General features: G+C 36.8%; 14 protein-coding genes and 1 other annotated feature. All 14 genes read left to right on the plus strand.

The window, feature by feature from the left end:
• Positions 1 to 47 precede the first annotated feature (47 nt).
• Positions 48 to 827 carry an RNA polymerase sporulation sigma factor SigG gene (gene sigG / locus MKO96_RS11360; RefSeq protein ID WP_000197753.1) on the plus strand — a complete coding sequence of 260 codons (780 nt, stop codon included), beginning with the start codon at positions 48 to 50 and terminating at the stop codon, positions 825 to 827.
• Between the two features lie 172 nt (positions 828 to 999).
• Positions 1,000 to 1,278, plus strand: coding sequence for a YlmC/YmxH family sporulation protein (locus MKO96_RS11365; protein WP_000619414.1), 279 nt, complete (start codon positions 1,000 to 1,002; stop codon positions 1,276 to 1,278).
• 120 nt (positions 1,279 to 1,398) lie between these two features.
• A complete protein-coding gene (gene pgeF / locus MKO96_RS11370) occupies positions 1,399 to 2,217 on the plus strand; it encodes a peptidoglycan editing factor PgeF (protein WP_087981693.1) in 819 nt (272 codons plus the stop codon).
• Positions 2,214 to 2,888 (plus strand): YggS family pyridoxal phosphate-dependent enzyme, encoded by a 675-nt coding sequence (locus MKO96_RS11375; protein WP_240587502.1) that lies wholly within the window; start codon positions 2,214 to 2,216, stop codon positions 2,886 to 2,888. Before pgeF ends, MKO96_RS11375 begins: the two co-directional genes overlap by 4 nt.
• 19 nt (positions 2,889 to 2,907) lie before the next feature.
• Complete coding sequence (locus MKO96_RS11380; RefSeq protein ID WP_064474974.1) at positions 2,908 to 3,378, plus strand: cell division protein SepF; 471 nt, start codon at positions 2,908 to 2,910, stop codon at positions 3,376 to 3,378.
• 6 nt (positions 3,379 to 3,384) lie between these two features.
• Positions 3,385 to 3,648: a YggT family protein gene (locus tag MKO96_RS11385; protein WP_087981691.1), complete on the plus strand. Its 264-nt coding sequence runs from the start codon at positions 3,385 to 3,387 to the stop codon at positions 3,646 to 3,648.
• 15 nt (positions 3,649 to 3,663) lie between these two features.
• Positions 3,664 to 4,431, plus strand: a complete 768-nt coding sequence (locus MKO96_RS11390; protein WP_087981690.1) for a YlmH family RNA-binding protein — start codon at positions 3,664 to 3,666, stop codon at positions 4,429 to 4,431.
• Between the two features lie 89 nt (positions 4,432 to 4,520).
• Complete coding sequence (gene divIVA, locus MKO96_RS11395; protein WP_001131609.1) at positions 4,521 to 5,027, plus strand: septum site-determining protein DivIVA; 507 nt, start codon at positions 4,521 to 4,523, stop codon at positions 5,025 to 5,027.
• 51 nt (positions 5,028 to 5,078) lie between these two features.
• Positions 5,079 to 5,303, plus strand: a binding site (T-box leader).
• A 71-nt stretch (positions 5,304 to 5,374) separates the two neighbouring features.
• Positions 5,375 to 8,140 carry an isoleucine--tRNA ligase gene (ileS2, locus tag MKO96_RS11400; protein ID WP_000455964.1) on the plus strand — a complete coding sequence of 922 codons (2,766 nt, stop codon included), beginning with the start codon at positions 5,375 to 5,377 and terminating at the stop codon, positions 8,138 to 8,140.
• A gap of 156 nt (positions 8,141 to 8,296) precedes the next feature.
• Entirely contained in the window at positions 8,297 to 8,626 is a 330-nt protein-coding gene (locus MKO96_RS11405) for a TraR/DksA C4-type zinc finger protein (protein WP_001004658.1), read from the plus strand.
• Between the two features lie 124 nt (positions 8,627 to 8,750).
• Complete coding sequence (gene lspA, locus MKO96_RS11410) at positions 8,751 to 9,209, plus strand: lipoprotein signal peptidase LspA (protein WP_000642186.1); 459 nt, start codon at positions 8,751 to 8,753, stop codon at positions 9,207 to 9,209.
• A 4-nt stretch (positions 9,210 to 9,213) separates the two neighbouring features.
• Entirely contained in the window at positions 9,214 to 10,122 is a 909-nt protein-coding gene (locus tag MKO96_RS11415; protein WP_000005846.1) for an RluA family pseudouridine synthase, read from the plus strand.
• 202 nt (positions 10,123 to 10,324) lie between these two features.
• The gene (gene pyrR, locus MKO96_RS11420) at positions 10,325 to 10,867 is read left to right on the plus strand and encodes a bifunctional pyrimidine operon transcriptional regulator/uracil phosphoribosyltransferase (protein ID WP_001156490.1); all 543 of its coding nucleotides are present in this window, start codon (positions 10,325 to 10,327) and stop codon (positions 10,865 to 10,867) included.
• A gap of 146 nt (positions 10,868 to 11,013) precedes the next feature.
• Positions 11,014 to 12,297 (plus strand): uracil permease, encoded by a 1,284-nt coding sequence (gene uraA, locus MKO96_RS11425; RefSeq protein ID WP_000435919.1) that lies wholly within the window; start codon positions 11,014 to 11,016, stop codon positions 12,295 to 12,297.
• The last annotated feature ends 123 nt before the right edge of the window (positions 12,298 to 12,420 follow it).

Consider the following 12,420-nt stretch of genomic DNA (forward strand, 5'->3'; position numbering starts at 1 on the left):
AGGAAATACTTTACACTGTACAGCAACTCCCGATAGGAGGGAACACTTTGACGAGAAACAAAGTAGAAATTTGCGGTGTTGATACAGCTAAACTTCCCGTACTAAAAAATGATGAAATGCGTAAATTATTTCGTGAAATGCAAAGTGGAGAGATAAGCGCAAGAGAGAAATTAGTGAATGGAAACTTACGTCTTGTACTGAGCGTCATCCAAAGATTTAATAACAGAGGAGAATATGTTGACGATTTATTTCAAGTTGGTTGCATCGGACTTATGAAATCCATTGATAACTTTGATTTAGGCCAAAATGTAAAATTTTCAACGTATGCTGTGCCGATGATTATTGGGGAAATACGCAGATATTTGCGTGATAATAATCCGATTCGTGTATCTCGATCATTACGAGATATTGCGTATAAAGCGTTACAAGTAAGAGAGAAATTGATTGCAGAAAATTCAAAAGAACCAACAGCAATGGATATTGCAAAAGTGCTTGAAGTGACTCATGAAGAAATTGTTTTTGCATTAGATGCGATTCAAGATCCAGTTTCATTATTTGAACCGATTTATAACGATGGGGGAGATCCTATCTTTGTAATGGATCAGTTAAGTGATGAAAAACAAAAGGACGAGCAGTGGGTTGAAGAGTTAGCACTGAAAGAAGGGATGAAGCGTTTAAATGATCGTGAGAAAATGATTATTCGAAAACGTTTCTTTCAAGGAAAGACACAAATGGAAGTTGCAGAAGAAATTGGGATTTCTCAAGCACAAGTGTCACGTTTAGAGAAATCAGCTATTAAACAAATGAATAAAACGATCCAAGGATAAGGTTTCACCATTTATGGTGAAACCTTTTTATATGTAATATAGTTTGTCCTCGCTCATAGTAGGGAAGCTGTGTTCATATAATGAAAATAATATGGGATTAGTAGAGGGTGCTTCCTGTTAATTTGAGAAACAGTGTTTTTTCAATTCGTCATATATAAGGGAGAGAATGAAAATGATAAGAATTTCGGAGTTGCAGATGAAAGAGATAATAAATGTTTCAGATGGAAAAAGGCTTGGGAATATTGGAGATATTGAAATTGATATGAACACAGGGAAGATCGGGTCTATTATTATTTCCAAACAGGCACGTATGTTGGGGATCTTTGGGAAGGATGTAGAAATTGTAATTCCTTGGGAGGAAATTATGAAAATTGGGGAAGATGTCATACTTGTTAGAGTAAATCCTGTTAATTCTGTAACAGAGTCAATACAAACACCGACAATTTCATAAAGAATATTACAAATTCCTCTTTTTTTTCTGTTGGCATTATGAAAAAATAAAAGTATGGTAAAATAGACAGGAAGTACCATGCTTTTTTATGTTATTTTAATTAAAAGGAGCCGCTTTGTTATGAGAGAACCATTTAAATATGTGGACGGTATACTATATTTACAAGCGTGGAAAGAACTTGGAAACATTACTGCTGGATTTACGACAAAAGATGGTGGGGTAAGTACGGGCTCCTTTCATGCGATGAATTTAGGATTACATGTGAATGATATCGTGGAGAACGTTCATGAAAACAGACGCATTTTAGCAAATAAGTTACAAAAACCATTAGAAAACTGGATTTGCTCTGAACAAGTTCATGATCATCATGTTGAAAAAGTAGGACAACAGGAAAAAGGAAGTGGCGTCTATTCATATGAAGACGGCATTTCAAAAACAGATGGCATTTATACGACTAATAATGATGTTCTTCTAACATCATGTTACGCGGATTGTGTTCCACTCTATTTTTATGCGCCATCACATGGTATGATAGGACTTGCGCATGCTGGATGGAAAGGGACTGTAAAAGAGATTGCAAAGGAAATGATTCAAAAATGGAATGCAGAAGGGATTTCAAGCGATGAAATTCATGTTGCAATTGGACCAGCAATTGGGTCTTGTTGTTACGTTGTTGATGATAGAGTGTTAACAGCAGCAGAGCAAGTAGTAAACGGTTCTGTCCCTTATAAAAAAATTTCCGATGGGCAGTACGCAATTAATTTAAAAGAAATTAATCGTATATTATGTGTACAAGTAGGCATAAAAGAAGAGAATATTGTAATGTCATCTCTTTGTACAAGCTGTGAAGAACAACTATTTTTCTCTCATCGTCGTGATCAAGGTAAGACAGGGAGAATGTTGAGTTTCATAGGTTTTAAGGAGGAAGAAAGCAAGTGACAGTACAAAAAAAATTAACAACTGTAAACGAAGAAATTAAACAATCTTGCGCACGAGCGGGACGTTCTTTGCAAGATATTAAACTCGTTGCAGTTACAAAAACGGTAGGAATTGAAAAGACAAACGAAGTAATTGAAGCTGGAATTAGCGATTTAGGTGAAAATAGAAATGAAAGTTTCTTACAGAAGTACGAACATTTCGGTTCAAAAGTGAATTGGCATTTTATTGGATCATTACAAACGAGAAAAGTAAAAGAAATCATTAATGAAATTGATTATTTACATTCGTTAGATCGACTTTCACTTGCAAAAGAAATTCAAAAACGTGCTGATAAGAAAGTGAAATGTTTTATTCAAGTGAAAACATCATCTGAAGAATCAAAGCAAGGATTGGCAATAGAAGAAACCGTTTCTTTCATTCAAAGTTTGCAAGAATTGGATAAGATTGAAGTGGTTGGACTAATGACAATGGCTCCGTTTACAGAAGAAGAGGACGAAATCAGACGCTGTTTTAAGGAGTTACGTATGCTACAAACAGAGGTGCAGGAGTTAGAATTATTACATGCGCCATGTAAAGAATTATCAATGGGAATGTCTAATGATTACACGATTGCAATTGAAGAAGGTGCTACATATATTCGTTTGGGGACGATTTTAGTAGGAAAAGCGTAAAAGGAAGGAGAATCTTATTATGAGTTGGTCAAAAGTAAAATACTTCTTTTTTGATACACCGGAAGAAAAAGAAGCAGCTCAATATAGTTATGAAAAGGAGCAAACAGACATGAAGAAGCAGCAAGATCCGCCAGAACAACAAGATGTTACGTTTCCAAAAGCGCAACCGAAACAAAATGTTGTGAGCATTGAAACGGCAAAGCAATCTTCAAAAGTTGTTTTATTAGAACCACGCACATATTCGGAAGCGCAAGGGATTTCGGACCATTTAAAAGGTAGACGAGCTGTTGTGATTAATTTACAACGAATGTCTACTGATCAAGCTGTACGTATCGTTGACTTTTTAAGTGGTACTGTATACGCTATAGGCGGGGATATTCAAAAAATAGGACCGAAAACATTTATGTGTACACCTGAAAATGTAGATATTGTTGGTGCAATTTCAGAGTTATTCGGTGAAGAAGAAGACACAAATATAAAGAGGTGGTAATACGCCATGGAAACAGTTTTAAGGCTTTTAGTTTATGCTATCGAGATTTACTCGTGGGCACTTATTATTTACATTCTCCTATCATGGTTCCCAGGTGCAAAGGAATCAACCTTCGGAGATATTCTTGCGCGTATTTGTGAACCGTATTTAGACCCATTTCGCAGATTTATTCCGCCGCTTGGTATGATTGATATCTCTCCACTCGTTGCGATTTTCACGTTAAAGCTTGCTACGAATGGTTTAATAAGTATATTCAACTATTTCTTATAGTAAGAGGTTAAATAAATGAGCATCTATGAACATTTCAGACCCGATGAAGAGGTCTTTGTGGATAAGGTGTTAGAGTGGAAGCGAGCAGCGGAGTACCATCAAGTGAAGTTAACAGACTTCCTTGATCCAAGACAACAACAAATTGTCACTATGGTAATAGGACAAGGGGATGTTGCTGTACAGTTTGATGGTGCAACGCCTTATGCAGAGCGTAAGAGAGCACTCATTTATCCGGACTATCTAGTAATGAATGAAGAGGAATTTCAAGTGGAAGTATTGGAAATTGACTACCCTTCCAAGTTTTATACGCTAGAACATAGGCAAATATTAGGTACATTTATGTCTCTTGGTTTAACGAGAGAAAAATGTGGTGATATTTTGCTTCAAGAAGATCGTGCCCAAATTGTAGTCGCGAAAGAAGTTGTATCTTATATTGAGATGAACTTACAATCTATAGCGAAAGTGAAAGTCTCCTTATCATCAGTGCAAGGAGAAAAAATTATACAGATGCAAGAAACGTGGGGAGAGAAATCTGGAACGGTTTCTTCACTTCGTTTAGATGTTATGTTAGCTGAAATGTTACATATATCCAGACAAAAAGTACAACCTTTCATAAAAAATGGTTTAGTAAAAGTTAATTGGAAAACAGTGGAGCAAACTTCTTATGAATGTTATCCAGGAGATGTTTTTTCAGTGAGAGGATATGGACGAAGTAAATTGTTTTCTGTAGAAGGTAGAACAAAGCGCGACAAATGGAGAATTTTGTATGGTATACTAAAATGATTGGTTTTTTAGAAGGAAATTCTCCTATTTTGTCGAAGAAAAGATATAATTGAAAGAGGAAATTTAGATAACTACTTGGAGGTGGCGTTGTGCCGTTAACACCATTAGATATTCATAACAAAGAATTTGGTCGCGGATTCCGTGGCTATGATGAAGATCAAGTAAATGAGTTTCTTGATCAAATTATCAAAGATTATGAATTAGTCATTCGTGAGAAAAAAGCTTTAGAAGAAAAAGTTGCGCAATTAGAAGGGAAGTTAGATCATTTCTCTAATATTGAAGATACGTTAAACAAATCTATCATCGTTGCACAAGAAGCAGCGGAAGAAGTAAAACGTAATGCGCAAAAAGAAGCAAAATTAATCGTACGTGAAGCTGAAAAGAATGCAGACCGTATTATTAACGAAGCGTTAGTAAAATCAAGAAAAGTTGCTTTTGATATTGAAGAGCTAAAGAAACAAGCGAAAGTATTCCGCACTCGTTTCCGTATGTTATTAGAAACACAGCTTGAAATGTTAAACAACGATGATTGGGATAAACTAATTGAGTTAGAAGACGAAGTAGATGAACTGTTGAAAAAAGAAGAAACAGTGTAAGCTTGACGTTTTTCTCATTATTACATATAATTTTAAACAACATATTTATTAAGAAAAACGAAGATAGGGATAAGTACCTTTTTCATACCTTATATAGCGAACTGAGGATGGTGTAAGCTCAGGATAAGGAGATAATGGGAATATCACCCTGGAGTTCCGCGCTGAACAAATAGAGTAAGCGTAGGCGTATATTCGCGTTAAGAATATAAAGAGGATTGTATACATACGTATAGGATCTACTAGGGTGGTACCGCGGGAGACTTTCTCGTCCCTTTTTGGGATGAGAAGGTCTCTTTTTTATTCCGTTTTTTAAGTGTTTCTTTTATACATGTAAGGAGGAATTGAGCATGGAGTACAAAAATACATTACTAATGCCAAAAACAGAGTTCCCAATGCGTGGGAATTTACCAAAACGTGAGCCTGCAATGCAAGAACAGTGGGCTGAAATGAATATTTATGAAAAGGTACAAGAACATACGAAAGGTCGTCCTTTATTTGTACTGCATGATGGACCTCCATATGCGAATGGTGACATTCATATGGGACATGCATTAAATAAAGTGTTAAAAGACTTTATTGTTCGTTATAAATCCATGACTGGTTACTGCGCACCATATGTACCAGGTTGGGATACACACGGTTTACCAATTGAGCAAGCTTTAACAAATAAAGGTGTAAAGCGTAAAGAAATGACAGTTGCTGAGTTCCGTAAGTTATGTGCAGAGTATGCATATGAACAAGTAGAACGTCAACGTGAACAATTTAAGCGTTTAGGTGTACGTGCTGATTGGGATAACCCATATATTACTTTAGAGCCAGCTTATGAAGCGCAACAAATTAAAGTGTTCGGTGATATGGCGAAAAAAGGTTATATCTATAAAGGGCAAAAACCAGTTTACTGGTCTCCAACGAGTGAATCAGCTTTAGCAGAAGCTGAAATTGAATACCAAGATAAAAAATCAGCATCTATTTACGTAGCATTCCCTGTAAAAGACGGAAAGAACGTATTAGAAGGTGATGAGAAATTCATTATCTGGACAACAACACCTTGGACGTTACCTGCAAACTTAGGTATTTCTGTTCATCCAGAACTTGAATACGCTATTGTAAAAGTAAATGATGAAAAATATATTATTGCTTCTGAACTATTTGAGACAGTTGCAAAAACGTTAGAGTGGGAAAATGCTGAAGTTGTGAAAACGGTAAAAGGTAGCGAACTTGAGTACACAGTTGCAAAACATCCATTCTACGATCGTGATTCATTAGTTATGCTAGGAGATCACGTAACAACAGATGCAGGTACAGGTTGTGTTCATACAGCACCAGGACATGGGGAAGATGACTTCGTTGTTGGTAAGAAGTATGGATTAGAAGTACTTTGCCCAGTTGATGATAAAGGTGTATTAACAAATGAAGCACCTGGATTTGAAGGCCTATTCTATGATAAAGCTAACAAGCCAATTACAGAAAAATTAGAAGAAGTAGGCGCGTTACTGAAACTAACATTCATTACGCATTCATACCCACATGATTGGAGAACGAAAAAACCAATTATTTTCCGTGCGACAGCACAGTGGTTTGCATCTATTGAAGCGTTCCGTAAAGAATTATTAGAAGCTGTTGCGGAAACAAAATGGGTACCAGCATGGGGAGAAACTCGTCTTCATAATATGGTTCGTGACCGTGGTGACTGGTGTATTTCTCGTCAGCGTGCATGGGGTGTGCCAATCCCTGTATTCTATGCAGAGAATGGTGATCCAATTATTACAGATGAAACAATTAACCATGTAGCAGATTTATTCCGTGAGCACGGTTCTAACGTATGGTTCGAGCGTGAAGCGAAAGATCTATTACCAGAAGGATTTACACATACAGGTAGCCCAAATGGTGAATTCCGTAAAGAAACAGACATCATGGATGTATGGTTCGATTCAGGTTCTTCTCACCAAGCGGTATTAGAAGAGCGCGAAGACTTACAACGTCCAGCTGATTTATATTTAGAAGGATCAGACCAGTATCGTGGTTGGTTTAACTCTTCATTATCAACAGCAGTTGCTGTAACAGGTAAAGCTCCATATAAAGGCGTACTAAGCCATGGTTTCGTATTAGATGGTGAAGGACGTAAAATGAGTAAGTCGATTGGAAACATCGTCGTACCGAAGAAAATTATGGATCAATTAGGTGGAGATATTTTACGCTTATGGGTATCTTCTGTTGACTATCAATCTGATGTACGTATTTCAGATGATATTTTAAAACAAGTAGCAGAAGTGTATCGTAAAATCCGTAACACATTCCGTTTCTTATTAGGAAACTTAGATGACTTTAAGCCAAGTGAAAATACAGTAGCTGTAGCTGAACTTCGTGAAGTAGATCGTTACATGTTAGTGAAATTAAATGACTTAATTACAAAAGTAAAAGAAGCATATGAAACATACGACTTCGCTGCTGTGTATCATGCAATTCATAACTTCTGTACAATTGATTTAAGTTCATTCTACTTAGACTTTGCAAAAGACATTTTATACATTGAAGGTGCAAACCATGAAGATCGTCGTGCAATTCAAACTGTATTATATGATGTTCTTGTTGCATTGACGAAACTTGTAACACCAATCTTACCGCATACAGCTGATGAAGTATGGCCATATATTCCGGGTGTAACAGAAGAAAGTGTACAATTAACTAATATGCCAGAAGCTGTACAATTAGATGGTGCGGAAGCATTAAAAACAAAATGGGATGCATTTATGACGCTGCGTGATGACGTATTAAAAGCGTTAGAAGTAGCTCGTAATGAGAAAGTAATCGGTAAGTCATTAAATGCAAGTATTACGCTATATCCGACTGTAGAAATGAAAACTATGTTAGAGTCTATTAGCGAAGACTTAAAGCAATTATTCATCGTTTCTGAGTATAAACTTGGTGGTATGATGGAAGAAGCGCCAGCAGATGCGCCGAAGTATGAGCATACAGCGGTTGTTGTTGCTCAAGCAACTGGTGAAACATGTGAACGTTGTTGGGTAGTTTCAGAAACAATTGGTAAAGACGCTGAACATGAAACATTATGTGAGCGTTGTGCAACAGTTGTTAAAGAAAACTATGTGAAATAATAAAAAACTGACTGTGCGTAAGTACAGTCAGTTTTTTTATTGATGATATATTAAAATAACTTTCGCTCTCTTTCCTATGAAGGAAAAATGTGTTTGAGGTAAGCATAGAAATTTCGGACACACTAATCGTACATTGCAGCTGGGAGGAATGTACACGTGAATGAAATGTATATGGAAATCAAAGAAGAATTGCAATTGATGCGAAAAGAGTTACAAGAGAGGCTAGCTAAAGAGGTCATGCACAAATATGATACAGAGTTTAGCGAAGAGCTTGGATATGAAATTAAGGAAGAGATAAAGAAAAAACTCCTATTACATGATATAAAAGAGGACTTAAAAGATGTAGAACGTGCATTATTTAAAATGGAAATAGATATGTATGGTATTTGTGAAGAAACGGGGAGAGCAATTTCGGTAAAACAAATGAAGACGATGCCGACTGCCCGTACCATTCATGAATTTTTCTATGAAAAAGTAAATGTATGAATGCGCACAACGATATTATATTACCTTTTTTTAATTTATTTTATTCTTCTATAAAGGTTCATTGTGAAAAGGTTGCAGCTATGCTAAAATTTTGAGGTACACTGTCTTTGTGGGGGAAATGAAAATGATATATTATGTAATAGCGTTATTTGTCATTGCCATTGATCAAATATCGAAATGGCTAATTGTAAAGAACATGGAATTGGGTACGAGCATTCCGATTATCGATAATGTATTATACATAACATCACATCGAAATAGAGGAGCTGCCTGGGGGATTTTAGAAAATAAAATGTGGTTTTTCTACATTATTACAGTCGTTTTTGTAGTATTTATCGTAATTTATATGCAAAAATATGCGAAAACAGACAAACTTCTAGGGATTTCATTAGGTCTAATATTAGGCGGAGCAATTGGTAATTTCATTGATCGTGTATTTAGACAAGAAGTAGTGGATTTCATTCACGTGTATATTTTCTCGTACAACTATCCAGTATTCAATATAGCTGATTCAGCATTATGTATTGGTGTTGTATTAATTATTATTCAAACATTATTAGAAGGCAAGAAAACGAAGGAGTAATTGAATGAGTGAAGTAGTACAAGTAACAGTTGCAGAAGAACAAAAAAGTGAGCGAATTGATAAATTCGTTGCAGAAATAAACAGTGAATGGTCACGTTCACAAGTACAACAATGGATTAAAGATGATGTCGTTACAGTTAATGGAAAATCGGTAAAAGTGAATTATAAAGTTAAAGAAAACGATGAAATTACAGTAACGATTCCTGATCCAGAAGAGTTAGATATCCAAGCAGAAGATATGGGCTTAGAAATTTATTATGAAGATGCAGATGTACTCGTTGTAAATAAGCCACGTGGTATGGTTGTACATCCAGCTCCAGGGCATACAAGCGGTACGCTTGTAAACGGACTTATGCACCATTGTACAGACCTGTCAGGTATTAACGGTGTAATGCGTCCTGGTATTGTGCATCGTATTGATAAAGATACATCTGGACTATTAATGGTTGCTAAAAATGATGTGGCGCATGAGTCACTTGTAAATCAACTTGTAGCAAAAACAGTAACAAGACGTTACAAAGCGATTGTACACGGTGTGATTCCGCATGATAAAGGAACGATCGATGCGCCAATTGGTCGCGATAAGAAAGAACGTCAAAGCATGACAGTTGATGAAAATGGTAAGAATGCTGTTACGCACTTCCAGGTGTTAGAACGCTTTAAAGATTTTACACTTGTAGAATGTCGCTTAGAAACGGGACGTACGCACCAAATTCGTGTTCATATGAAATATATTGGCTATCCACTTGCAGGAGATCCGAAGTATGGTCCGAAGAAAACATTAGACATGAATGGACAAGCACTTCACGCAGGTATTTTAGGGTTTGACCATCCTCGTACTGGTGAATATATTCAGTTTGAGGCACCGATTCCAGAAGTGTTTGAAGACGCATTAAATATTTTACGGAAATAGTATTGACAAATCATAAGAAAATTGAGATACTGACAACAGTTAAATAATGATCCTTTAACACAGCCCCGTGAGGTTGAGAAGGTAACGGTTTGAAATACATAGGGTATGCTGTACCCTTTTTCAAAAGTCCTCTCGCACACGCTGAGAGGACTTTTTTTATACCATTACTCTCACGCAAGAAAAAAGCTTGGAGGTGTAGAGCATGCAAGAGAAAGCTGTCGTTTTAGATGACCAAATGATTCGCCGCGCTTTAACACGAATTAGTCATGAAATCGTGGAACGAAATAAAGGTGTCGATAATTGTGTTCTTGTCGGAATTAAAACTCGTGGAATTTTTATTGCACAACGTTTGGCAGAACGAATTGGTCAAATTGAAGGAAAAGAAATGGAAGTTGGAGAGCTAGATATTACGTTATATCGTGATGATCTAACACTACAATCGAAAAATGAAGAACCACTTGTAAAAGGTTCTGATATCCCTGTAGATATTACGAAGAAAAAAGTTATCCTGGTGGATGATGTATTATATACAGGAAGAACAGTTCGAGCAGCAATGGATGCTCTTATGGATTTAGGTAGACCATCACAAATCCAACTGGCGGTTCTTGTTGATAGAGGTCATCGTGAACTACCAATTCGCGCTGATTATGTAGGAAAGAACATTCCAACATCAAGTGAAGAGCGTATCGAAGTTGATTTGCAAGAGACAGATCAACAAGATCGAGTAAGCATATACGATAAGTAAAGCCCTTTTAAATGTAGTCCTGTGAGGCTGCCAAAGGGTCTTGGCTTTCATATGTCAAATTTGGCATACGAAAGTGTAGGACTCTTTGTGCACAGGCACAAAGAGTTTTTTTATTGCAAAGATTTAAACTGAAGGAGGATGTAACAATGGAACAAAAGCCAGTGTTAGACGTTAATGAAGTACCGAAACCGGGAAAATGGTTATTTTTAAGTATACAACATTTGTTCGCGATGTTTGGATCAACAGTGCTTGTTCCGTTTTTAACAGGATTGAATCCGTCAGTAGCATTAATATCAAGTGGATTAGGAACGCTAGCGTTTCTTCTTATAACGAAAGGTCAAGTACCTGCCTATCTAGGATCATCATTCGCCTTTATCGCACCGATTATAACAGCGAAAACAGCAGGTGGACCTGGAGCAGCAATGCTCGGTGGTTTGTTTGCAGGGCTTGTGTACATCTTAATCTCACTCGGAATTAAGAAGTCAGGATCAGAGTGGATTATGAAATTACTTCCGCCAATCGTAGTTGGTCCAGTCGTAATGGTAATCGGTCTAGCTTTAGCACATACAGCAGTTAACATGGCGATGAACGGTGCGGATGGCAAATATAGCTTTACACACTTTTCAGTAGCATTAGTAACATTAGCAATTACAATTATCTGCTCTATATTCGGAAGAGGGTTTTTCAGTATCATACCAGTGTTACTGGGCATTATCGGCGGATATATCTTCGCTTACTTCCAAGGGCTAGTAAACTTAAAGCCGGTAGCTGAGGCAAAATGGTTTGTTGTACCAGATTTCACAGTACCATTTGTAACATATACTCCGGAGTTTTCGTGGAAGATTGTACTCTTGATGGTACCAGTTGCACTAGTAACAATTTCAGAACATATTGGACATCAAATTGTACTTGGAAATGTTATTAAAAGAGATTTAATTGAAAAACCAGGTTTACATCGCTCAATCTTCGGTGATGGAATAGCGACATTGATTGCATCACTAATAGGTGGACCACCGAATACAACGTATGGTGAAAACATCGGTGTGCTAGCAATTACGAGAGCTTACAGCGTATACTTATTCATAGGATCAGCAGTATTCGCAATCATGTTTGGTTTTATCGGTAAGATTTCCGCCCTGATTCACTCCATACCAACACCGGTTATGGGCGGAGTATCAATCTTACTATTCGGTGTAATCGCATCAAGCGGATTACGCATGATGGTAGATGATAAAACAGACCTAAGTGACAAACGAAACTTAATGATTGCATCAGTAATACTAGTAATCGGTATTGGTGGAGCGGTACTTCATGTAGGAGAATCGTTCCAAGTAGAAGGAATGGCACTAGCAGCAATTGTAGGTGTACTATTAAATCTACTACTACCGGAAACGAAACAAATAAAACAATCTAAGCAGATTGCTTCATAATAACCTTTTAATTCAGTCCTGTGAGACCGGAAAGGGTGGCTTCTTCTTTGCACCCTAGTCTCAAATGACTAGGGTATTTTTATACAAAAGTTGTTATAAAAATACAAAAGTGGTAACATAAAA

Origin of the sequence: Bacillus sp. ES1-5 (assembly GCF_022487605.1) — a bacterium.
Taxonomy (GTDB): domain Bacteria; phylum Bacillota; class Bacilli; order Bacillales; family Bacillaceae_G; genus Bacillus_A; species Bacillus_A wiedmannii.